General features: G+C 68.7%; 27 protein-coding genes. 11 read left to right on the forward strand and 16 right to left on the reverse strand.

Annotated features, from left to right (window positions below):
• The first annotated feature begins 42 nt into the window (after positions 1-42).
• Positions 43-750, forward strand: coding sequence for an Rv1352/Rv1906c domain-containing protein (locus ACU6P3_RS32820; RefSeq protein WP_447198302.1), 708 nt, complete (start codon positions 43-45; stop codon positions 748-750).
• A gap of 378 nt (positions 751-1128) precedes the next feature.
• On the opposite strand, the gene ACU6P3_RS32825 is transcribed toward ACU6P3_RS32820, so the two are convergent.
• The 16 genes from ACU6P3_RS32825 to ACU6P3_RS32900 form a co-directional block, all read right to left on the reverse strand.
• Positions 1129-3474: a type IV secretory system conjugative DNA transfer family protein gene (locus tag ACU6P3_RS32825; protein ID WP_447198303.1), complete on the reverse strand. Its 2346-nt coding sequence runs from the start codon at positions 3472-3474 to the stop codon at positions 1129-1131.
• Between the two features lie 84 nt (positions 3475-3558).
• Entirely contained in the window at positions 3559-3942 is a 384-nt protein-coding gene (locus tag ACU6P3_RS32830) for a hypothetical protein (protein ID WP_447198304.1), read from the reverse strand.
• Positions 3943-3962: 20 nt separating this feature from the next.
• Positions 3963-5822, reverse strand: a complete 1860-nt coding sequence (locus tag ACU6P3_RS32835) for a hypothetical protein (protein WP_447198305.1) — start codon at positions 5820-5822, stop codon at positions 3963-3965.
• Between the two features lie 119 nt (positions 5823-5941).
• Entirely contained in the window at positions 5942-6547 is a 606-nt protein-coding gene (locus ACU6P3_RS32840; RefSeq protein WP_447198306.1) for a hypothetical protein, read from the reverse strand.
• Positions 6548-6551: 4 nt separating this feature from the next.
• Positions 6552-7067: a DUF6197 family protein gene (locus ACU6P3_RS32845; protein WP_447198307.1), complete on the reverse strand. Its 516-nt coding sequence runs from the start codon at positions 7065-7067 to the stop codon at positions 6552-6554.
• 44 nt (positions 7068-7111) lie between these two features.
• Positions 7112-7600, reverse strand: coding sequence for a hypothetical protein (locus ACU6P3_RS32850; RefSeq protein ID WP_447198308.1), 489 nt, complete (start codon positions 7598-7600; stop codon positions 7112-7114).
• A gap of 18 nt (positions 7601-7618) precedes the next feature.
• Positions 7619-8815: a hypothetical protein gene (locus ACU6P3_RS32855; protein ID WP_447198309.1), complete on the reverse strand. Its 1197-nt coding sequence runs from the start codon at positions 8813-8815 to the stop codon at positions 7619-7621.
• 20 nt (positions 8816-8835) lie between these two features.
• Positions 8836-9495 carry a hypothetical protein gene (locus ACU6P3_RS32860; protein WP_447198310.1) on the reverse strand — a complete coding sequence of 220 codons (660 nt, stop codon included), beginning with the start codon at positions 9493-9495 and terminating at the stop codon, positions 8836-8838.
• Between the two features lie 53 nt (positions 9496-9548).
• Positions 9549-9707: a hypothetical protein gene (locus tag ACU6P3_RS32865; RefSeq protein WP_447198311.1), complete on the reverse strand. Its 159-nt coding sequence runs from the start codon at positions 9705-9707 to the stop codon at positions 9549-9551.
• An 89-nt stretch (positions 9708-9796) separates the two neighbouring features.
• Positions 9797-9961, reverse strand: a complete 165-nt coding sequence (locus ACU6P3_RS32870; protein WP_447198312.1) for a hypothetical protein — start codon at positions 9959-9961, stop codon at positions 9797-9799.
• Between the two features lie 17 nt (positions 9962-9978).
• Complete coding sequence (locus ACU6P3_RS32875) at positions 9979-10452, reverse strand: NUDIX domain-containing protein (RefSeq protein ID WP_447198313.1); 474 nt, start codon at positions 10450-10452, stop codon at positions 9979-9981.
• Positions 10452-10790: a hypothetical protein gene (locus ACU6P3_RS32880; protein WP_447198314.1), complete on the reverse strand. Its 339-nt coding sequence runs from the start codon at positions 10788-10790 to the stop codon at positions 10452-10454. The genes ACU6P3_RS32875 and ACU6P3_RS32880 overlap by 1 nt, the downstream gene beginning before the upstream one ends.
• 166 nt (positions 10791-10956) lie before the next feature.
• Positions 10957-11109: a hypothetical protein gene (locus ACU6P3_RS32885; protein ID WP_447198315.1), complete on the reverse strand. Its 153-nt coding sequence runs from the start codon at positions 11107-11109 to the stop codon at positions 10957-10959.
• 2 nt (positions 11110-11111) lie between these two features.
• The gene (locus tag ACU6P3_RS32890) at positions 11112-11510 is read right to left on the reverse strand and encodes a hypothetical protein (RefSeq protein ID WP_447198316.1); all 399 of its coding nucleotides are present in this window, start codon (positions 11508-11510) and stop codon (positions 11112-11114) included.
• Complete coding sequence (locus ACU6P3_RS32895) at positions 11510-11974, reverse strand: hypothetical protein (protein WP_447198317.1); 465 nt, start codon at positions 11972-11974, stop codon at positions 11510-11512. The genes ACU6P3_RS32890 and ACU6P3_RS32895 overlap by 1 nt, the downstream gene beginning before the upstream one ends.
• The gene (locus ACU6P3_RS32900) at positions 11974-12924 is read right to left on the reverse strand and encodes a hypothetical protein (RefSeq protein ID WP_447198318.1); all 951 of its coding nucleotides are present in this window, start codon (positions 12922-12924) and stop codon (positions 11974-11976) included. Before ACU6P3_RS32900 ends, ACU6P3_RS32895 begins: the two co-directional genes overlap by 1 nt.
• Positions 12925-13206: 282 nt before the next feature.
• Here ACU6P3_RS32900 and ACU6P3_RS32905 point away from each other — a divergent pair, with 282 nt between their 5' ends.
• The 10 genes from ACU6P3_RS32905 to ACU6P3_RS32950 all read left to right on the forward strand — a co-directional run bounded on the left by ACU6P3_RS32905 (position 13207) and on the right by ACU6P3_RS32950 (position 22346).
• Positions 13207-13530, forward strand: coding sequence for a putative quinol monooxygenase (locus ACU6P3_RS32905; protein WP_447198319.1), 324 nt, complete (start codon positions 13207-13209; stop codon positions 13528-13530).
• Positions 13527-14783 carry a helix-turn-helix domain-containing protein gene (locus ACU6P3_RS32910; RefSeq protein ID WP_447198320.1) on the forward strand — a complete coding sequence of 419 codons (1257 nt, stop codon included), beginning with the start codon at positions 13527-13529 and terminating at the stop codon, positions 14781-14783. The genes ACU6P3_RS32905 and ACU6P3_RS32910 overlap by 4 nt, the downstream gene beginning before the upstream one ends.
• A gap of 178 nt (positions 14784-14961) precedes the next feature.
• A complete protein-coding gene (locus ACU6P3_RS32915; RefSeq protein WP_447198321.1) occupies positions 14962-15237 on the forward strand; it encodes a hypothetical protein in 276 nt (91 codons plus the stop codon).
• A gap of 235 nt (positions 15238-15472) precedes the next feature.
• Positions 15473-16642: a hypothetical protein gene (locus tag ACU6P3_RS32920; protein ID WP_447198322.1), complete on the forward strand. Its 1170-nt coding sequence runs from the start codon at positions 15473-15475 to the stop codon at positions 16640-16642.
• Positions 16643-16722: 80 nt separating this feature from the next.
• Positions 16723-18144: a replicative DNA helicase gene (gene dnaB, locus ACU6P3_RS32925; protein WP_447198323.1), complete on the forward strand. Its 1422-nt coding sequence runs from the start codon at positions 16723-16725 to the stop codon at positions 18142-18144.
• Between the two features lie 174 nt (positions 18145-18318).
• Positions 18319-18510 (forward strand): hypothetical protein, encoded by a 192-nt coding sequence (locus ACU6P3_RS32930; RefSeq protein WP_447198324.1) that lies wholly within the window; start codon positions 18319-18321, stop codon positions 18508-18510.
• Positions 18511-18835: 325 nt separating this feature from the next.
• Entirely contained in the window at positions 18836-19876 is a 1041-nt protein-coding gene (locus ACU6P3_RS32935) for a hypothetical protein (RefSeq protein ID WP_447198325.1), read from the forward strand.
• On the forward strand, positions 19876-20079 hold the full coding sequence (locus tag ACU6P3_RS32940; RefSeq protein ID WP_447198207.1) for a hypothetical protein: 204 nt from the start codon (positions 19876-19878) through the stop codon (positions 20077-20079). The genes ACU6P3_RS32935 and ACU6P3_RS32940 overlap by 1 nt, the downstream gene beginning before the upstream one ends.
• 189 nt (positions 20080-20268) lie before the next feature.
• Positions 20269-20817: a hypothetical protein gene (locus tag ACU6P3_RS32945; RefSeq protein ID WP_447198326.1), complete on the forward strand. Its 549-nt coding sequence runs from the start codon at positions 20269-20271 to the stop codon at positions 20815-20817.
• Complete coding sequence (locus ACU6P3_RS32950; protein WP_447198209.1) at positions 20814-22346, forward strand: 3'-5' exonuclease; 1533 nt, start codon at positions 20814-20816, stop codon at positions 22344-22346. Before ACU6P3_RS32945 ends, ACU6P3_RS32950 begins: the two co-directional genes overlap by 4 nt.
• Positions 22347-22350 lie beyond the last annotated feature (4 nt).

A 22350-nucleotide genomic window follows, 5' to 3' on the forward strand; every position in this document is an offset into this window, starting at 1 on the left:
GATTCTTCCCCCGGCGGTGGGCGGGCTGTCACGATGCGCGGCATGAGACATGTGAGCGGGGTGGGGGCCGTCGTGGTGGCGGCGGTGTTGTTGGTGTCGGGCTGCGGGGGCTCGAGCGGGGGTTCGGAGGGGCCGGGGCCGGCCGGGGAGGAGAGTTCGCCGGCGGCGGTGCCGGAGTCGTCGGGGCCGGCGGCCGAGGAGTCGGAGGAGGAGTCGTTCCCGGCGACGCCGGAGGGGGATGTGGACCGGCTGGCCGCCGAGAAGGGCTGGGTGGTGGACGACCTGTATCCGGCGGCGTCGGACTTCGTGGCAGATATATGCGAGTCGCTGCCGGAGAGCGCGGCGGACAGTTCGTCTCGGCCTCAGTGGCTGGCGGAGAGCGGCGTGCTGGACGGCGACGGGGAGGCGGTGCTGCTGGCGGGGGTTCCGAAGCTGTGCCCGGAGTGGGAGGCCGTGGTGAAGGAGGCGGTGTCGGGTGACTACGAACGCTGGGTGGGGTCCGGGGAGTACGAGGTGAAGGGGAAGCCGGGCCCGGCGGACGCCGAGTCGGATGTGCTGGTGATGCCGGCGGGCACGTACCGGACGGTGGGTGCGCTCGCGGACTGCTACTGGGAGCGGACATCGGAGGACGGGCAGATTATCGACAATCAGTTCGCGACACAGGCGCGGCGGATCACGGTGACGGTCCGGGCGGGTGAGCTGTTCAAGTCGGAGCAGTGCGGGACGTGGAAGCCGGTGAAGAAGCAGTAGCCGCGGGTCCCGGTGGGGGCCGGTCCGCTGGTGCTGGGGTGCTCGGCGGTCGTGCACCTCTGGCACTTTTGACGCGGCCGGCTGGTCGGAGGCGGGTTTCCCGTACGGCGGGACACGACGGGCGCAGTCGCGGGGGTTCTTCGGACGGGTCGGCCCCGCCAGCTCGGGGGATCTGGCGGGGCCGAGGGAACCCCGTACGGCCGGGGGTGCCGTGTGGGGCTCGGGTGGTGGTCTTGTTGCACGGCCCGGGGTTCTTGCTGGCGCGGGGACGCAGGAAGAGTCGGAGTACTCGGAGTAGAACACCGGTCCCGGGCCGTGCTCTTCCATAGTGGTACAGGATCGGGGGTTTGTCCGGGCTGCCTTGCCCCGGCCCCAGGGTTACTCGTTGGGCGCTGGTGTCGGGCCCAGTCCGTATGTGCCGCGGGTCCCGTCCTGCGGCCGGTGGATCTTCTGCTCCTTGACGAGGCGGGCGAGGGTGTTGGACAGCGTCGTCTCCTTGAGTCCGGTCTGCTGGAGCAGCGTGGTCTTGTCCATGTACTGGATCTCGTAGTCGTCCGGCTCCAGGTCGGCGCCGTCGAGCGCCTCGAGGTGCATGGGGTCGGAGTTCTCCCGGAGGGCCTGGATGACCTTGTCTTCCGCGCTGGGCTCTTTCTTGGGCAGGTCGATCCCGTTGATGTACTTCGGCGCGGAAGAGTCGTCCGGGTCGTCTCCGTTGCCGTCTTCATCGAAGCCGGGGACTGGGGTGTTGGCGATCTCCTCGAGGGTGGCGTCGTCCCAGTTGGGAAAGTCTTCGGGGACGGCGATCTGGTCGGTGTCGATGTGCGGGGTGGCGTCCTCGAGGGTGAAGATGCGCTGCATGGCGGGCCGGCCGCCGGGGGCGGCCATGAAGCCGAGGCCGAAGGTGCGGCGCGGGTCGTGTTCGGGGATGTCCGGGTCGTAGATCAGGGAGTCGTTGTCGGACTTCCATACGGCGGGGATGTCGGCGGGGTTGATGCCTTCGAAGCCGGTGGGTAGATCGGCGAGGTTGGTCTGTCCGGAGTCGGTGCGGAGGATGAGCCAGGCTCCGCCGTTGATGAGGTTGGCGCGGATGGCCTGCTCGCTGCCGATCTGGTCGAGGTTGACGACCTGGTTGATCAGGACGAACGGCATGCCGATGAAGCGTCCCTCGCCGGTGAGTTTCTTGACGATGTGGACGGACTCCTTGCGGTTGGGCACGTTGGGGCCGAGCAGTTGGTTCGCCTCGTCCAGGATCGTCGGGCACCAGGGGCGCATCTTGGAGGGCTGGAAGTTCTTCAGCTCGTACTTCGCGGCTTCGTGCTTGCGGTGCTGGTAGACGGCGTAGGAGACGCGGAGCGCGCCCAGGGCGCCGTACTCCTGGAGGCCGGAGTATGCGGCCATCTTGGGGATCGCGGGGTTGGAGGCACCCTTCGGGTCGCCGTAGATCATCGCGGCGCCGTTCGCGTGGTAGCCGAGCGCGACGACCTGGACTGCGCCGCCTTTTCCGGAGCCGGTGGTCCCGGCGATGACGAGGTGTAGGGCGCCGAGGACGGGGTCGAACATCGGGAAGTAGGAGGGGTGCCCGGAGATGATCTTACCGATGGGGACGCGGCCGCCCTTGGTGGCCTTCAGCGCGTCCAGGCCGGGGAAGTCGAATCCCTTCTCGAGAGGGTTCTCCTTCATGGTGCGGATGATGGCCTTGCGGGGGTTGGTGGAGAGCGGCTCGTAGGAGATCAGCAGGGGCGAGGTGCGCATGGCGCCGGCCAGTTCGTTCCGGTCTGGGGCTTTGAGAATGTCGAGGTCTTCGTCGGCAACGATGTACGCGGCTTGGCCACCGGTGTTCGGGTCGTCGGTGATGTTCTCCAGGTGGGTCTTCGCCATCAGGCCGCCAGGGCGGGCCACGTACTTCATCCAGGAGCCCTCCAGGGTGGAGGGGTCCAGCTTCGCGGGGGCCTTCATGCTGACCTCGATGCGGGCTTCTCCCGCATGGTCGCCGGGGATGATGTCGACCCATCCGGGCTGGACCTTGTACACGGAGGAGACGGTGTCTTTGGAGACGGAGACGCTGCGGCTTGCCGGGGCCAGGATGGTGCCGGTCCAGCGGACGGTGTTGCCGGTCGCGGGGTCGGTGTAGGCGAGGACGTTCGCGAGGACCTGGTGTTTGTGGGCTCCGTTGGTGGGGTTGGAGATGTGCCGTCCCCATGCCATGACGATGGCGTCAGCGATGGTCGCGGGCTTGCCGGGCGTGTCGGCTGTGCCGGCGTGGGGGTGGGTGGTGCGGCGGGTCTGGGTTTTGCGGGCCAGGACCTTGCGTAGCTTCCAGGGGACGAGGGCGACGGCGGCCCACCAGCCGATGGAGACGATGCCGGGGATGGATGCCGGGTTGAGGATGCCGGCCATGAGGGCGTCCGTCCCTTCGAGGCCTCGGAGGGTGCCGAGGCCGAGGGACATGCCGGTGGTGAGGGTGGAGATGAACATCGGGGAGCGGTGGGCGTGGACGATGTCGCCGGCCGGGAGGTTGTCGGTGAGGCCGGGCGGGAGGCGGTTCATGTAGTTCGCGGCCATGAAGCCGGCGGCTCCGCCGTAGGCGATGGCCGCGGTGAACGCGGCGCCGCCGTCGAGGAACGGGGCGATGATGCCGGTGGCGATGGGGGCGGCGGAGGTGACGAACGCGATGCCGCGTTCGGTGCTTGCCGCGCGGCGGGTGGTGGTCGTGGGCGTGGTCATGGGGATACTCCTGGGCGGGTTGTGTATGGCCTGCGGATAAGAAGGGCGGGGCCGGGGTGCCTCCTGGCCCCGCCCTGCGAGGGGCTATGCCTGCTCGAACCAGTCGCGGGAGACGTTTTCCAGGCCGTCGACGGTGGACCGGTCGAAGGCTTCCTGGAAGCCGCCGTGGGTGGACTTGGCCTGGTCTCCTGCTGCTTTGGCCTGCTTGGCGGTGTCCAGTGCCTTGGCGGCGTAGGTCAGGATCCCGTCGGACAATCCCTTGATGACCTTGGAAAGTTCGTGGGAGTCGGCCACCGTGTCCCTGTCGACGGACTTCGCGGCCATCTGGTCGGACTCCCGGCTGGACTCTGTGGCCTCCGCGTCGATGACCTTTGCTGCCGTCTTGATGTCGTCGGCGTTTCGGGAGACCTTCTTCTCTAGCGTGGTCACCTTCGCTTGGAGGGCCTTGTACGTGAGGTCGCTGCTCATGGTGATCGGGTTCCTTCGGGTCAGGCCGCGAGCGCGGTGCTGGTCGGGGTGACGCCTCGGTCGGCGTAGAACTTCAGCTCGGCCGGCTTGGTCTCGTCGGAGTCGACGACTGCCTGGTACAGCGGGGCGTAGCGGGTCTGGACGTTGGACAGGACGGCTTTCGCGAAGTCGTGGGCCTTGGCGGCGCGCTTGTGGACTTCGTTCGCCTCGTCGGCCTGGGCTTTCGCCTGGTCGGCCAGCTTCTGGAGCTGGCCGACGACTTTCTCTCCGCCCTTGACTCCCTTGGCTTCCTCTGCGAGCTTCTGGCAGTCGCCGGCCTGCTCGCGGGCCTGGGCGGCCAGGGTCTTGGTCGCTTCCGCGGTCCTGGACAGGCCGTCGATCCGGGCCTCCAGTCGGCCTTCGTAGTCCTTGAAGCGGCGAAGCTCTCCGCGCGTGACGGACGGCTTCAGGAAGCCCTCCCCCAGGGTGATCTTTTTCGCGTCGATGCCTTGCGCCTGGATCGGTGTCGCCTGCGACATGAACGGGTCCTCCATCGGTTCGTTGTCGTCTTCGATCTGGACCGCCTGGCCCTGGGTGCTTCCCTGGAGTTCGGCCTTGCGCGTTGCGTGGGCCTTGTCGAGGCGGTCCTTGTCCCGTTCGGCGGCCTCGCTGGTGTCGTCCCAGCCGTCCTTGACGCCGTCCTTGTACGCCTTGACGTGGGCGACCGCGCGGGCGGCGCGTGTCCCGTCGCGGTATCCGGCTTCGCGGGACTCGCGGGTGGAGAACGGCTTTCCCTTGTGCTCCTTGGCGTGCTCTCCGGTCGGCGGCCGCGTCCCGGGCGGGTCCGGCTTGCCGGTCTTGCTGTCCTTGCTGCTGCCGGACGGGCCCGTGCCGGTTCCTCCCGGGCCTGCGGCGCTGGCCTTGCCGGGCGATCCGTCCGCGCCGGGGCCGCCCTTCGCCCCGGGGGTCTTCCCGGACGGGCCGTCAGACGGCTTGCTGTCCTTGCCGGTGCCGCCCTTCGCGAGGGGCCCGTTGCCGCTCTTCCCGTCCTTTCCGTCAGAGGCCGAGCCGGAACCGGATCCCTTGCCGCCCGCACCGGCACCGTCCTTTCCTGCGGCCCCGGACGGCCCCGCAGCACCGTTCTTCCCGCTCCCGGAACCGCCGCCGGACGAGCCGCTCGCCCCGGCCTTGCCGTCGTTCCCCTTGGACAGCTTCGGAGACCCCCCGTCGCCGCCATTCTTGGGGTTCTTCGGGCGCGGAGATCCGTTGCTGTTTCCGCTGCTGGATCCGCCCCCTCCAGACCCACGGCCGTTTCCGCCTCCCGAGCCTGACGCCCCGTTGGCCCCGGACCGTCCTGACGAGCCCTTTTGCTGGTTCCCGTTGGAATTGCGCGGCTCTTTCACAGGCCCAATTCCGGCGCTTTTGCTGCCCAGGGATTTTCCGCCCGCTCCGTTCGCTGCTGACGGCTTCCCCGGCAGTCCGCCGGAGCGGTTTACCGTGACCTGCCGGGTCTCTTTCACCTGCCGCGCCTGGGCTTTCGCTTTCGCCAGGTCGAGACGCTTGTTATGGGCTCCTCCGCCTTTCCCCCAGCGGGCGGCCCCGGCCAGCAGCCACGCCCGCCAAATCCCTTTCTTCTCGATGGTTCGCGCGCCAGTTCCGTCATTTGCCGTTGCTTCGCTGTCGCCGTGGTAGGCCGCGCTGGAGGCGTCGGAAGTGCTCGGCGTGGAAGCGTCCCCGCCCGTGGTGCCAGCGGTGGGGGCGGAGAGGTCGAAGGCCGGCCGGGCGGGGTCGACGGGGGCGAGCATGGAGGCCAGCAGACCGGGCTGGGGGCTGCTGGGCATGTTCGGGTTGGGTGGGTCTTCCGGGGCCGGAACGGCCGCGGGGATCGTATCGGTCGCCATCAACGCTCCTCACTGTGTGGAGTTACCTACTACTCACCTCCCAGCCCGAACGCGCCGTTCAGGCGGCGCCTGGGGGTCAAGATCGGGCTCTGTTGAGCTGGGAGGTGAGTGGTAGGTAACTACGCAGGGTTACTGCGGGTGGCCTTCTTCGCAGCGATGACGAGGCCGGCCGCGAGGACCGCGCCGCCGAGCAGGAGGCCGTTGTTGACGCCTCCGCTGTCGGCACCGGTGGTGGCGGTCTGGGTGGAGGCTGCGGCCTGCATGCTGCTGTTCTCGGTGGTGCCGTACTGGGTCTGGCAGTCGTCGACAACGCTCCGGTAGGTGACGCCGGGCTGGTTGTTGACCAGGGGTTTGTTGGATTTCACGCACGCGTCGATCTGCTGCTGGCGCGTGTTATCGGCGGTGTGCCGGGCTTTCTGGCTGGCCGCGTTGACGCGGTTCATTTCCTTGAGTTCCTCGAGGCGCAGTTCCTGCTGCTTGAGGGCGATTTCCTGCGCCTTCGCTTCGCTGGCGGCCTGCTGGGTGGTGTAGTGCTGCCAGCCGAGGAGTCCGCCTCCGGCGATGACGGTGGCGCCGATCGCGAGGGCGGCCTTTCCGCGTTTGGTGAGGCCCGGGTTTATGGGCTGCTGGGGGGCGCCGTACGGGTAGGGGTCGATGGTTTCCGCAGGCTGCGTATGGAATTCGCGGGCCATGAGACGGTCGAATTCGTCGTCGTGGGCGGGCATTTGCTTATTCTCCGTTCTTCTGTGCTTTGCGTGCGGCGACGTTGAGGAAGGCGCGCACGTTGGTGAATTCCTGGTCGGGGAGGTCGTTCCACACGTAGAACGGCAGGGTGATGTCGTGTTCGGCGAGCGTGTCCTGCATGTAGCGGACGGCTCGGGCTCGGGCGTCGGGGGTGACGTGGCCGGTTGCTTCGAGGAGGGCCTGGGCGCCGCGGATGCACATGCGGCCGGTGGGTGAGAAGTCGCTGATCCGGCACCAGCCGTAGTGGTTGAGGACGGCGATGGTCTGTTCGAGGTGCGCGGACGGTGCGCGGGGTACGGGTTCGTGCCACCAGCCGAGGCCGGTCATGAGGGTGCGGAGGGTGCGGGGCAGGAGGCGGTGGCTGCGCGGGGGCATGTCGGGCACCGGCACCGGCGCCACGACCGGGCGGGGGGCCGGTGCCGGGCGCTGTACGGGGTGGGGGCGGCCGAGGAGCCGGGACGCTGGCGGCGTCCCGGTCTCGGCGATCTGGTTCTGGGCCACGTGCTGGCCGCTCCTTCCGGAAGTTTCCACTGGTCGCAAGGGGGTTAGCCGCCGTTGACCTGCTCGTCGAACAGGCTCCGCTCGTTGGCGATCTGGTCGAGGTGGGTGGGGTCGAACGTGATGGTCAGGCCGACCGGGGTTTCGCGGGCGGGTCCCAGGCGGGCGACGGGGCCACGGCCGGGGTAGGCGGCCTTCATGCCGGACTCGAGGCGGTCCTTGACCGCGTCGAGGAGGTCTTGGGCCTCGGCGACGGTGCGCGCGGTCCAGGTGGTGGGATTGGTCTTCAGGGGGCTCCTGCTCGCGATGTCGCGGAGGCGTCCCAACTGCTGCTCGATCAGGTCGGCGTTGCCGGTCAGGTAGCGCGCTTGGTCGGCTTGGTCGGCGGTGACGACAGCCTGCTCGAGGTGGAAGAGGGCGGCAGCCATGTGCGCGACCGGGGCGGTCTCCTGGACGGGGAGGCGCTGGTAGCCCTCGCAGTTGGTCATGTGGCCGGTGTGAGGCCGGGCGGCAGCGTTGGGGTTCTGGGTGTTCATCGGGAACTCCTTAGACGGTTACTGGTTGTTACCGGTGACGCGGGTGTGGATGTCCTTGTAGAGGGCGCGGATGTCGTCGGTCTTGAGCCCGTATCCGGCGTCGCGCCATGCCTTCTCGAAGGCGTTCTGAGAAGGAGCCGGGCCGGTGCCCCGGAGGTCGAAGTAGAGGTCGAACGCGAGCCTGCGCCGGTCCGTCTCGCCTGCCTCGGGCCTCTTGCTCGCCTGCGCCTCGCCCGGGTTCGCCTCGGGCGCGCCTTCCTCGCGTCCCGTGGTGCGCCCTGCTGCGCCCTCGCTGGTCAGAGCGCTTATGTCGTCGGGCGCGATGCTGGGTGCGCCCTGGGTTCCGATAGTGGGGCGCAGGGAGCGGAGGACGTAGTCCTCGTCCCGGTCGGGGAGGTTGGCGAAGGCGCCCATGCGGTCGATGCGCGAGGTGATGCGCATCTCGATGCCGAGTTCGTCGAGAGTGTCGGTGAGTCCCTGGAAGGAGGCGTCGCCAGCGCGCATGAGGGCCTTGGTGTAGCGGCGCTTCGGCATGTACCAGGGCTTACCGAGCGTGGCGAGGGCAACGAGCTTGTCCTGGGCGTTGCGGCGGCTGATGGAGTGGGCGTCGGCACCGCGGGAGCCGATGCCGAGTCGGGATTCGAGGCGCTTCATGCGGTCGCGCCAAGCGCGGGCCAGCATCCCGTCGGACGTGATCTCGATCTTCTTCAGCTTGGTCTCGAGACCGAGCATCTTGTGCAGGCCGTACGCGAGCATCACGGGGCCGACGATCCGGACGGCTGCCGTGCCGATGTCCTCGTGTTGGAACCTGACGACCTCCAGGGCGCCGATCGCCTGTGCGATGACGAGCAGGTACGCGGCGCGCGCCGTGCCCTTGTCCTCGAACGCCCACGAGTACAGCGTCAGGCCGAGGACAATGCCCTCGAGTGCGAGACCGACTGTCAGAGTCCACGGGGCGACCATGTGCAGCCGGGCCTCGGCGAAGACGATTGAGGTGTTCGCGGAGAGGCCGAAGCCGAGGAGGACGACGAGTCCCATGCCGGTGAACCCGATGAGGGTGCGCCGCTTCTTCTTGTCGCGGGGCTTCCGGTCGGCGGAGCGGATGCGGGTTTTGGAGGCGATCCGGTAGCCGAAGACGAGGGTGGCCAGGGCGAGGAGGGCGGCCCATGCTTCCACGGGTGTCTGCTCGACCGCGTGCTGTACCTGGGAGAGCATGGGCGGTTTTTCCTTTCGGGTCAGGAGGCGGGGGTGCCGGTGCAGGTGCTGGAGTGGGTGCCGTTCGGGAGCTGGGCCAGTTCGGCGACCTGATCGCCGGTCAGGTGCAGCTGGGTGGCGAGGACGTCGGCTACTGCGGTGATGGCGTCCCAATGGCGGGTGATGAGCTGGTCGGCGAGATCGTGGACGACGCGGTAGTCGTTGTGGTCGGTGCCGAATCCGAAGTGCGGGTTGAGGGCGAAGAATCGGCGGCGGTCGCCGTAGGCGCCGAGTTCGACGCCTACGGCTCGGGTGGGGGTCCACAGGTTGTGCTGGTGGAGCCAGTGGTCTTCGGCTCGTTCGCCGACGGCGAGGTAGACGGCGACGGCCTGGCCGTCGGTGAAGTTGCAGCTGAAGACGGCGCCGCTGACGATGCCGGTGTCGGCGAGTGCTGCGTTGACCAGCTCGCAGGTGGGGGTGATCTTGGCGTAGTGAATGTGGCCGCCGGCGATGAGGGAGGCGATGGCGTGGGCGGCTTCGTGGGTGGCACGAAGGTGGTCGCGCTGGGGGTGGGTGATGTCGCCGAGGTAGGCGCGGCTGTCGTCTCCGTAGTCGGGTACGGGGTGGCGGGTGGGGTAGGGCTGGCCGTTGATGTTGATGTCGGTGTGCCAGGGGAAGGTCGTCGCCGGGGTGGTGGTCACGGGGATCGGTGTCCTTTCACGGGTGGGCGGGAGCGGGCCGGGGGGTGGCCGGGTCAGGAGGCCCGGTATCGGGCTTCCATGACGGAGGTCTCCAGTTCGGCTCGCAGGGAGTCGGGGGTGGTGATGGCGCCGTTTTCGATCTGTGTGGCGATGCGGTCGGCCTCGACTGCCAGTTCCTGGTCGATCGCTTCGTGCTTGTCGCTGCTGGCCATGTGGGTTCCTTGCGTCGTGGGCTTCGGCTGGTCCGGGCCTCTCTGCCGTCACCAGCCGTGGGGGCCTGGTGGCGACAGGGCGGGCCGGGTCAGAGGCCGGTGGCTCGCTTGAACGCGGCGACCAGGCGCTCGGCGTCGGTGACGTCGCGGTTGATGACCGGGTCGCCGCCGTTCTGGTCGGCCTTGGCCTTGTTCGCGCGGACGGTCTCGAGGTACTGCTGGGTGGCCTTCTCGGCCTTCTCTCGGCTGGTCACGAGGGTTCTCTTTCTGGTCAGTGGTCGACGGGGGAAGGTGACGCCGTGGCGGCGTTGAGGATGCTGGCGTGGTCGAACGCCAGGGGCGGAACGGTGTCCATGGGCCACCAGCGGGCGGTGCGAGCATCGGTCCCGGCGACGATTCGAGTGTTGGCGGGGACGACAACCGCGTAGGCGACCGTGACGTACCTGCCGCGCGGGTCGCGGTCGGGCTGGTCCCATACGCCGATCTGGCGCAGGTGGTCGGGGTCTACGCGGACGCCGGTTTCTTCCAGCAGTTCCCGTACGGCGGCGGCCCGGGAGGTCTCCCCGACGTCTACGTGGCCGCCTGGCAAGGCCCATGCGCCCTGGTGCGGGGGCCAGTCCCGTTCGATCAGCAGGACGTGGCCGTCCGGTGTCGTGGTGACCACGTCGGCGGTGTAGCGGATGGTCTCGGAGGTTTCGGTCTCGGTCGGCTCGGCGCCGGTTCGGCGGGTCTCGACGGTGGGCATCAGGCGGCGTCCTTGAGGTGGAGGTTGGTCCAGGTGTCGTAGTCGGTGCTGGTCCACTGCTCGTGGGGGATGCCGGCGTGTTCCTGGTCGAAGTGGTCGCGGGCTTGTGCGGTGGTCCAGTGCCAGTGGCTGGTGTTCGCGGCGTTCTTCCGGTGGTCGAGTTCGGTGAGCATGGCGTCGATCTCGGAGTGGCCGGCGTCGGCGATGTCGTGGCGGCCGACGCTGCGGGCGGTCTGGGCGGTCTTCGCGTAGTCGGTGATCCGGGTCTTGAGGGAGGCGCTGCTGAAGGTCTGCCAGGGGCGGTCAGGGGTGGTGCCTTCGGGGAGGTTGCTGGCCACGGTGGGCTCCTTCCGGAAGTGATGGGGAGGGTGGTCTGGTCGTGCTCGGGGCGGCACCACCGCGGGGGTGGTCGGTGGTGCCGCCCCGTAGCGAGGCCAGCGCCGGGGTGGGGCGGTGTCCGGCCGTCTGTCGGCTCGGCGGCCGGACACCGCGCGGGGAGGGTGGTCAGCGGCGAGGCTTCCTGGCGTTCTGCAAGCTCTGCTGGTTCGCGGCCACCTGCCGGACGTCGCTGCCGGACTGGTAGTCGCGCTGGCAGGCGGCGTTGGTGGCCGGGGTGTCGGTGATCGGGTTCGGGCGGGGCTTCCTGTCGTCGGGCATGGTCAGTTGTCCTGGTCGATGAGGCCGATGGCGTCGGCGAGGGGCTGGCGGTCGGGGTAGTTGAGTTCGTGGCTGTGCTGCTCGCCGAGGTGGCGGACGGTCTTCTGCAAGGCGAGGGGCAGGCCACGGAGAGCGGGGTTGGTGTCGGCGTCGGTCAGGCGCTGCACGAGGAGCGCGAGGCCGGTGAGGATGTCGGCACCGTCGGATCCGGCGAGCGCGGACAGGATGATCTGGGTCTGGTCGGCGGTGAGCCGATCGAGGGCGAGGTGACGGATGCCGTCGCGGATCTGGTCGAGGCCGGCGTGGATGCTGCTGATGTCCTCGAGGACTCCGTCGAGGTCGTCGTCGAGCGGGGGCACTGCGTTGCCGGGGGTGTGGACGGGGCCCATGGGGTTACGCATCACAGCTCGCCGTCCCATTCGCCGGTGACCATCTGCTCGAACGCTGCCTGCGCGGCGTCGGGGCTGTCGGCGGCGAAGACGTCCGCCAGGTACGAACCGGGGTCGACCCCCTCGAAGTGGTCCTCGATCTCGGCGATTCCGGCCGGGTGGAGGTCCGTCACGGTCTCGTCGAAGATCCGAAGGTCCGAGCCCCCGGCCGGGAGGTCGGCGATGTCGAGTTCCGGGGCGGTCCCGTCGGTGCTGCCGGTGAGCGTGTACGGGATCGGGGGGTTGGCCTGCCGGTAGTCGGCGATGACCTCGGTCGCGTCGGTCAAGGACTTCACCGCGTCGGCGGGGAGCGGCGCTTCGCCGATGTACTCGCCGGCCGCGTTCCGGAGGGTGATCCGTACGGCGGTCTCCGTGCCGTCGGTGAGGCGCTGGAGCTGGGCCAGGAGGCTGAGGGCGTGCAGGTCGTTGACATCCATCACGCGACCGCCTTCAGGACGGGGCTCACCGTTCCGTCGTCGGCCAGGGTCTTCCGTCGCGCCTTGCACGGGTGGCAGACAAGAACCATCCGGTCTCCGTTGTCCCACACGGCCGCCCGCGACTTGGAGATGATGACCTCGCACAGCTGGCAGGCCGGGCCATACATCCGCAGGAGACCCTTCCGGATGCGGGCGGCCTCCGTGACGGCGTCTTGGCCGAGGACCATCAGGTCCTCGCGGCCGGCGTCCGGCACGTTCCACTCTTCGCGGGACGCGGCCCGAATGAGAGTGAGCACGAAGTCGTTGGCGCTGGTGAAGAAGCCCCGCACGACGGCCGGAACTCCGGTGAACAGTTCCTCCAATGCGTCCGCGTAGGACGCGGCGGTGGTCCACCGCACGTCACGGCCGGAAGCGGTCGTCAGCAGCCCGGACATCTTCGACGCCTCGGTCACGTCGTCGACCCGGACGATGCGGGCCAGACCTTCGTGGAGGTCGGGCTGCTCGGGGTTTGTCTTGACGATCTGCAAGTCGTCGGCCGGCGGCGGGACCGGCTGTTCCTGGTCCATGGTGGTCATGCCGGTGAACGGGACGGGCGGCGGGCAGATCACGACATGTGTCGTGGGTGCCAGGAGAAGGGACTGGCGGGCGCGGTCGACGCGGTCCAGGTTCTGCTGGTGCTGCCGGTAGGCGTTCTCCAGCAGCAGTGCTGACGCGGCGGCAGCTGCTTCGGTGTCGGCGAGGAATGTGAGTGCGTCGGAGCGGGGGTGCAGGCTGCGGGTGCGGCGCAGAACGTCGCCGCGGGCCGGGGCGGTGAACACGATCTCGGAGCGGAGCGTGCCGTCGGTGTTGTCGTAGACGACGCCGGCCCGGCGCGGTCCGGCCTGCTGGGCGACCACTCGCCTCAGCGCTTCACCCATCTCGCACCCGGCGGACGCGGTGATCGAGTTCATGGCCTGGTTGGAACCGGCCGGGTGTGCCTGGCGTGTACCAGTGGCACTGTTTGTGCGATCCTTTGACATCGTGGATCGTCCCTCCTGATTGCGCAGGTAGGTGGGTCTGCATTGGGGCCCGGTGGTAGGACACCGGGCCCTTTCTGCTGCCGCTCTCGTGGCGACGAGACCGACAGTACGCGCACTTTTACTGCTAGGTCAACCCCAACTGAAAGTTGTCGTGTCAGCTAGCACATTTAGACTTAGTGTGAGACTGTGCGCATGACGAAACAAGGAGGAGCCTTGACGAGCGGATACGCACTCGCGGTGCGGTTCACCACTCGCGACGCCGACGCAGCTCAGCAGTTCGACGCCCTCGTGAACCGAGCCTTGGAGGGCATCCGCAACGAGCCAGGAACCCTGGTCTACGTCGTGCACGTCCCCGAGGACGAGCCGCTGGTGCGCGTCTTCTACGAGCTGTACGCCGACTACGACGCGTTCCAGGCCCACGAAGCGCAGGAGCACACCAAGCTCATGCTGCGCGAGCGAGAGCAGTACCTGATCAGCACTGAGGTGGAATTCCTGAACGAGATGACCGGCAAGAGGCCGGCTGCGGAGGCGACATGAGTAAGCGAACCGGCAAAGAAGTCGACCAGAGAGACCGGGCGTTCGGTAAACGTGTCGCTGACCTGCGTAAAGACCGTGGCCTGACTCAACAGCAGCTGGCCGCCATGCTGAATGGGCGAACGTCAAGTTGGATGTCACAGGTCGAGCGCGGGATCCAGCCTGTACAGCGCATGGATGTGCTCCAGGAGATCGCCGATGCTTTGGGGGTACCGACACAGGCTCTGGATCCCAGCGCGCCGGTTCCCGTCGCACCGCCCAGCCTTGCGGAGGTTGAGGCCAACGACCTTGATGCCGCACGGCTTGTGATCGCCGGTCACCCTGCGCTGGACAGTCTGCTTCAGCCGGACGAGTCGGCGTGGGAGCGCATAGATCTCGAGGAACTCGACAGACGAGTCGATGAGATCTGGGAGCTGACGCACCAGGGTCGGCATGCAGAGATCAGCGAGCTGGTAACTGCTCTGATCCCTGATCTGGAGCACTCGGTACGCGCCGCGCCTTCTGGGGATCGCGCGAGGGTGTACCGGCTGCTGGCAAGGTCTTACCAGGCGCTGGCGGCGGCGTTTGCCAGGCAGGGCGACGGTCGTTCTGCCTGGGTGTCTGCCGACAGGGCTGTGGCCGCGGCGGAAATGTCTGGAGACGCGTACCTGGTTTGCGCAGGCGTGTACCGGATGGTTCACGCGTTCGTCCGGCTGGGGTACACGGGTGAGGCCGAGCATGCGGCAAGCACGGCAGTCGACGCGCTGAGCCGGCTTACGGGCCTGCCGCCCGAAGGGCTGTCCGTGCTGGGTTCCCTCCACTTGGCCAAGGCTCTGGTGCACGCACGGTGCAGTCAGCGCGCCGAGGCGAAGAAGGAGATCGAGAAGGCCCGAGTAGTGGCCGAGCGACTCGGCGGGAACCGGAACGACTACAACCTCGAGTTCGGTCCCGCCAACGTGGAGATCCAGGCTGTCTCTACAGCCGTCGATCTGGGAGACGCGGGGGAAGCGCTCGAGATCGGACAGAGCATCGACGCCGAGGCCCTGTCACCCGAGCGCCGCGGGAGGTTGTTGATGGACCTGGGGCGAGCACACGCGCAGCGGCGCCACACGGGCGACGCCACCCACTGTCTGCTGCGCGCAGAAGAGATCTCCCCGGAGACCGTTCGTACCCATACCGCTGTCCGTGCCGCCATCAAGGAGTTGGTCCTGGTGGCGGGGCCCAGTGCCCCGGCGGACCTGATGGCCCTGGCGGAAAGGACGAGTGCCATGGAGTAGACGTCTGCCGTTAGCCCTACGTGTATGACGGCCGGCCGGTTTACCAGACCGACCGACCGCCCTCATGGTCGTTGCCCTGCGAAGACGAACGGCCATGTGAACCCCCAGCTAGGAGATTCGTTATGAGCGTACCCAAACTTCGGTTCAGTCGAAGTTTTGCCCGGCGGGAGGCCGTCTGATGGCGTGCGACCTGCCCCCATTCGTGACCTTCAGAACCGGAGCCGAACTACTGGTCAAGCTCGGCCTTGCCGACAGCATCACGGCTGACGGCCTGCGGTACATCGCACGCAATGCAGAGGACTGGCCCTTCGGAGACGGCCCCAAGCAGATGCCCTACGTGATGGCCGGCAAGACCAGAACCATGGAGACCGGCGTCTTCTTGGCGCAGTTCCAAAACCGCCCGCGACCTGGCGGGCGGGGGCGCAAGCCGACCGAGAAGAACAGGCATCAATGAGGCGGCCAACCGGGGCAATACCGCACCAATCACCCAGTAGCGTGCTCTCGAAACGCACGAACGGCCGGTGACGAATCACCGGCCGCCCAAGCGCCACAGCGGGTTCGCGGCCCGCTGGATCGAACAAGTCCCACCTCTCGAAAGCAGGTCTGTTCTCAGTGAGCAGCGTACCCGTAGTCACTGCCTCCCTGACAAGTACACGCAGCGTGATCATCCGCGCGGCGGGGGTGACGGTGTGACCGAGGATCCGCGCCAGGACGAGGGTGCCGCCTCGATCACGCGCGCTCAAGCGCTTCGCCCCTCCGTACCTCTTTACCGCCACATGGTCTACGGCTCGGGCCTGTCCAACCCGCTCGACTTCCTGATCATCATGCATGTCCAGTTCATGTGCGAGGACGGCAAGGAGTTCACCGTTCAGGACTTGGTCGGCGCTCTGCGCGCCGAGGGCATTCGCAACGCCAACGGCAAGGGTGACGGGCTGGTGGGCAGCAAGGCCGTCTATGAAGCGGTCGCGCGGCTACGGGGAGCCGGCTTCCTTCATCGGACTCAGGGCAACGGCGGGAGCTTCGGCAAGGTGTCCTACACCTTCCACGAGTTCCCCGCCGCGGACCCCGGCTGGACCCCGCCGCCTATGCCCGAATCACCCACAGACCTACCGGTTCCCCTCACAGACGAAGCGGTACCAGTGAGTAACAGTGTTTCCGCAGGTCAGACCGCTTCTCCTCACAAGGCAAGCGCTGACAAGGGAAGCGCTGACAGGCGAAGCGGGAAAACGCGCGTTCCCGCAGGTCACACCGCTTCTCCTCACAGGGAAAGCGGAAAGCCGTCCCCCCCACACCCCCCGGAGGGGGAGGTAGGAACTACCTCCCCCAGCCCCCTCAAGCCCGCGACTCCGTCGCGACGGAACAAGCAGCAGCGGCCGGACGTCGCCCCCGAAGCCGCCGCTGCTGCCCGCGAGTTCCTCATGAAGCTCCCCGGCCCGTGGGCCGCCGGAGCGCAGCGAGCCGCGAACCTCGCCCCCTGGCTGGTGCAGAACGCCGAACTCACCGGCTGGAGCCTGGACCTTGCGCTGCGTATGTACCTGACGCGCCGAGAGTCCGGGAAGAGGCCCGTCGAGAACTACGGAGCGATGCTCGCCTACCGCGTGAAGGAGATGCAGTCCCGCGAGGCGGTCGTCCAGGCCGCGCGTGAGGCGGAGGAAGCCAAGCAGCAACCCCAGCCCGTACCACCGGCCGCCGATGCCAAGCCCGGACGGATCGAGTGGTGCGGGAAATGCAACAACGGCGAGAAGCCCCTCGAGGCGTTCATGCGGGTCATCCCCTCGCCGGACCCGGCCGACGACTCCGTCACCCGGTGCCCGGAGTGCCATCCGGCGGAAGTCGCCCGACGTACCGCACGCTCCTGACCGTCCAGCGAAATGCCGCGGCGGCCGGTACACCCCTTGCCAGGGCCGGCCGCCACTCAGACCCCCGAAAGGGCCGCACCGTGAGTATCCCCCAGCAGACCGCCGACCGGGCGGCCGCCGAGCACGACTATCCCGACACCGACCCGTACGAGACGCAGGACCTGCCCGGCCGGCCGGAGGCGTTCGACCGTGTCCCCCCTCAAGACCTGGAAGCCGAGGAGTCCGCCCTGGGCAGCATGCTCCTGTCGAAGAACGCCATCGGCGACGTCGTCGAGGAACTGGCGGGCGCGGAGGACTTCTACCGACCGGCCCACCAGATCATCTACGAGACAGTCCTCGACCTGTACGCGCGGGGCGAGCCCGCCGACCCGATCACCGTGGCGGCCGAGCTGACGGCCTCCGGGCAGCTCGCCCGCGTCGGCGGGGCCACCACCCTGCACGCACTCGTCAACGCCGTGCCCACCGCGGCGAACGCCAGCTACTACGCGGGCATCGTCGCCGAGCGCGCCGTGTTCCGTCGCCTCGCCGAAGCTGGAACGAAGATCACTCAGGCCGGGTATCGGAGCGAGGGCGAAGCGGCCGAAGCCGTCGGCAACGCCCAGTCCGCACTGTTCAAGGTCCTGGGTGACCGCACCCAGAACGACGCCCTCCCGCTGAGCGCCACCAGCCACTCCCTCATCGACCGGATCCAGCAGCGCAAGAACCAGGGCACCGGCCTGCGTGGCCTGTCGACCGGCTTCATCGACCTGGACAACCTGACCCGCGGGCTCCTCGGCGGCCAGTTCATCGTCATCGCTGGCCGACCCGCCATGGGAAAGTCGACATTGGCCGTCGACATGGTCCGCGAGTGTTCCATCAACAACAAGATTCCCTCCGTGATCTTCTCGCTCGAGATGGGCCGCAACGAGATTGAAGAACGCATCCTGTCCGCGGAGGCCCGCGTCGGCCACCACCACATCAGCTCGGGCGACGTCACCGACGAGGACTGGACCCGGATCGCCCGCCGCATGGGCGACATCAGCACAGCCCCGCTGTTCATCGACGACAACGAGAACCAGAGCTACGTAGAGATCGCCGCCAAGGCGCGTCGGCTCAAGCAGAAGCACGACATCCAGCTCATCGTCATCGACTACATCCAGCTCATGAAGTCCGGCAGCCGCGCCGAGAACCGCCAGCAGGAAGTCTCCGACATCTCCCGGAACCTGAAGCTCCTCGCGAAGAGCCTGAACGTCCCCGTGATCGGCCTGTCCCAGCTGAACCGTGGGCCCGAGCAGCGCACCGACAAGAAGCCGATGATGTCCGACCTGCGCGAGTCCGGCTCCATTGAGCAGGACGCGGACATGGTGATCCTGCTGCACCGGGAGGACGCGTATGAGAAGGAGTCGCCCAGGGCCGGCGAGGCTGACCTGATTGTGGCCAAGCACAGGGGCGGGCCGACAGCAACGATCACGGTGGCGTTCCAGGGGCACTACAGCCGGTTTACCGACATGACACAGACCTGAATGTATTGCGCGAGCAATACATTATTGCTACTGTCGGCGCGTCGGGTACCGGGACGCCCAGCCGCCAAGCATACAGGCGCCCCGGTGACCTGCTCCATCGCAACTAAGGGTCCGCAGCAGGCTGTTTCACAGCCTGACCGCCCCGCACCATCCACACTCCAAGAGCGGACCCTCGTGACTGACATGCGCCCCCAGAACGGCCAGATCCCGCCCTACGGCGTCGTCGTGCTGATTCTCGCGTTCGGCATCAGCACGCTCGACCCGGAACAGGTAGCCCACCTTGGCGCCAGCATCGGCCTGGCCGAAGTGATCGCCCGCCTCATCAAGGTCGGTGGCGCCGACTCGTGGCCCGCCAACCGGCCTTGAACCACACGCAAGGAGCAGTACATGGTCCGCACCGCTTACCGAGTCCGCGCCATTCGGACGATCTCGCGCGTTCCCGGGTCCGTTGTCGGTGGCGTCCCTTATATTTGTGTGCACGGCCACGCACAGGCCCAAGCCAGCCTCAGCCCATGACTGGGAGCGATCTGAGGCGAAGGTGCCAGGACCGGAGAAGGTCCCAGCGCATCAGTGCGAAGAGAGCAACACCGGTCCGTCCCGACGGATCTTCCGTATGCCCGCGCAGCTCACCACGTTCTTGCTCGCGTGCATCGGGTCATGGGCAACCGCTGCACGCCGACGAGGAGAACTCGTGGTCAAGAAGCACGGGAAGAAGCAACGCGCCAAGAAGCGCCAGGACCGCACCGGAGCCGCGTACAGCTCCGCGGCCGCCGGCACCACCCACACGCACACCCCACTCCCCGACCTCAGCGCCCTGCCGCTCGTGCCGCACGGCAGCTGGAGGGTCCTGGATCTCGACCTCGCCGCCCGGCTGGTCGCCGCATGCCGGGCCGGGTGCCAGCCATGCCAGCAGACGCTCATCACGAAGATGGTGAAGGAGAAGCGGGCGACGCTCGCCGCACTCGCCGGAGCCGTCTACGGCACGCTGCCCACCGTCGGGTTCGTGGCCTCCGAGGCGACCCGGCAGTGGGCGCCCCTGGCCCGCACGGCCATGCAGGCCGGGACCGGCGAGGAGGCGTTCGCCGCCGTCGACGCGATGGACGAGGCCGCCGCGACCGCACTCCTGAACGACGCGCTCGACCACTGGGCGATGGGGGACGGCCCCGTCCTGGCGGAAGCCGTCCGAAAGGTCGCCGAGGGCGCGTCGCGGCGCGGGACCGCCGACCCGATGGACGCCTTCCGCGAGGCCGGGATGAAGGTCTTCACGCTCGACGACCTCGACCTGGGCGACGTCGACACCTACCACCTGGCCCCGAACTACGGCGTGACGCTGATGAAGACGACCACGCCCGACGACCAGCCCATGCCGATGCTCGTGCTGTACCCGGAGACCGAGAACGCCGGGATCGAGGACCTAGAGGCCCGCACCGACTGGGAGCACTGGGGCCTGCACGGGATGCCGGACATGGACCCGCACTGGCGGGTGCGCGCCCGGATCGCCGACCGGTCCCTGCAGGGCCTGGTCCACGTCGGCCCGGACGGCGAGGACGACATCGAGCTGTGGCGGGCCGCCGAGACGGTCAGTCTGCCGGAGCACTGGTGGGACCTGCTCGACCGGGCCCAGCACGTCCTGGTCGCCGGACCCGTCAAGGAAACCGACCACCAAGCCCTCCAGGCCGCCGGCGACGCGGGCGAGCTGCTCGCCGTCATCGCCCGAGTGAGCTTCCACTGATGGCCCGCCGTGAACGCCGCCCCCGCCAGCACTTGCCCGGGATCGCCGACATCCGCATCGCGGCCGACGAGGCCACCGTCGCCCTGGTCGTCGAGGCCCTGCGCCGGGAGTTCAGCATCACCGACCCCGAGCCGTACGACAGCGGATACAGCTACCTCCGGGTCGACACCGGCAATACCGCCGCCGACCCGGACGACGACTGACCGCGCCTCATCCCCGGTCGCAAAACAGGAACTTGCCCAGGCCAGAGGCACACAGCCCCGGCACCGCCCAGCGCGCACGCACCCGCACCACGGGAGCGCTGCCCGCGCCGGGCGGTGCCGGGGCCCGGGGGCGGCGAAGCCCCCGGCAGCCACCGGCCCCGGCCCCGGGCGCATCAAGGAGACCCGCAGATGCACCAGGAAGCGAAGCCCCCAGAGTCCCCGCCCGATGCCAGCACCGACGGTGTGGTCTGGCTCCGGCCCGAGTACCAGGGCCGTCACGGCGAGCTGGTCACCCTGGCCGACGGCGCCCGGCTCGTCGGCGTCAGCAAGTCCGCGATCTCGAACTGGCAGAAGTGCCACGCGAACTTCCCCCGGCTCGTGCTCCTCACCGGCTCGTTGCACAAGCGGACCAAGTGGGTCGTCGCGACGGAGCTGGTCGACTTCGCCCGCCTCCAGCGCGCGAGGAAGCCCAGGACCGGCCGCAAGAGCCCGCAGCGCCCCGGCGCGCAGATCGCCGTCGAGAAGACGGCGCACTACGAGGAGGTGGTGCGGGCCCTGACCGAGCGAGAGAAGCGCCAGACCCAGGCCCTGGCCCGCACCCGGGCCGCCAAGCGCGCGGTCGGCGAAAGGCTCGCCGAGGCCCGCGCTCGACTCACCGCCGAGATCGACGCCGTCGCCCGGCTCGGCACCCAGAAAGACCACCGCACCACGACCACCGACAAGGAGCACCGCCCGTGACGGACACCATGCAGGACACGACGACCGAGACCGCCACGACCGAGACCACTCCGGTGGTCCCGCAGCAGGAACCGTCTCTGCCCGAGGCCTTGGGCGCCCGCCGGATCGCGAGCCTGCTCGCCGAACACACCGGTGAGCCGGTCACCGCCGCCGACGTCGACGACCTGGTCGCCGAGGAGCACCTGAAGGCGGTCGACCACTACAAGGGCTGGCCGATGTACTCCACGGCGGCCGCGCGCGAACTCGACATCGACCTGGTGCGGTCGGTGGTCGCCGACCGGTTGGCGTGGGAGGCGGCGAGCCTGCCCCGGGACGCGGCGGCCGACCGGATCGGCTGGCACTGGAGCGACCTGGTGCGGATGGGGGAGGAGGGCCGTATCACCACCGGGCGCGGCGGCCGGTATCTGATCGCCGACCTGGACACGATGGCCGCCGAGGCCGACGGCGAGCAGTACGTCACCGCGCAGGCCGCCGCCACGGACGTGCTGGAGATCCGGGCGAGCGACTGGAAGTACGTCGAGGCCGCCGGGTGGATCCGCCCGGCCCTCGTCTACGAGAAGGAAGTCGGCCGCTACCGCACGGTCACCGTCTCGCTCTACCGGCTCGGTGACGTCCGCGCGCTGCTGGAGCTGCCCGGCGTCGACTGGGAGGCGGTCCGCGGACTGCCGAAGGGCACGCCGTCCCCGCTGCGCGAGTACGCCCGGCTCGCCCCGACCCGGGCCGCCGCTGTCCGCGGCTTCGCGCAGGGCCTCGCCGACCGGCACGGCGTGACCGTCTGGGCCTGGCACTCGCCGTACACCGACCGCTGGGAGCTGGACTGGGAGCGGATCGACGGCACGCCCACCGAGGCCACCGTGCGGCGGGAGCTGGCCGAGGACCCCGAGGCGGGCGCCTACGCGGGCGAGATCGAGCTGTGCCCAGCGTGGGGCGAGATCACCCGGGAGGCGCGGGACCTGCTGGAGCCGGGCCGGGCGGTCGTGCTCGACACCGAGACCACCGACCTGTCCGGCTACACCGTCGAGATCGCCGTGATCGACGCGGCCACCGGCAAGAAGCTGATGGACACCCTGGTCAACCCCGGCGACGCCGAGATCAGCGACGGAGCGCGCTGGGTGCACGGCATCAAGGACGAGATGGTCGCCGACAAGCGGCCGTTCGAGAAGGTGCTCCCCCGGCTCCGCAAGGTCACCAAGGGGCGCGTCGTTCTGGCGTACAACGCCGAGTTCGACAGGTCCATCGTCCTCCGCGACATCGCCCGGGCCGGGAAGAAGCCGATGCACCTGGAGCCCTGGGACAGCTGGTACTGCCTGATGAACGCTTACGCCGACTGGCTCGGCTCCCGTCGGTGGCTCCGGCTCGGGGGCAGCCACCGTGCCGCCGGCGACTGCGAGTCCGCCCGACAAGTTCTGATCGAGATGTCGAAAGGCCGCGGCACCACATTCACCCCCAGGCAGCCGACGCCCGGCGATCCGGTTACCGGGCCGCCTCCTGAAACCGTTCTCGCCGGGGCCGGCCTGCCGACTGGATAGGCTG

Source organism: Streptomyces hebeiensis (genome assembly GCF_052983195.1).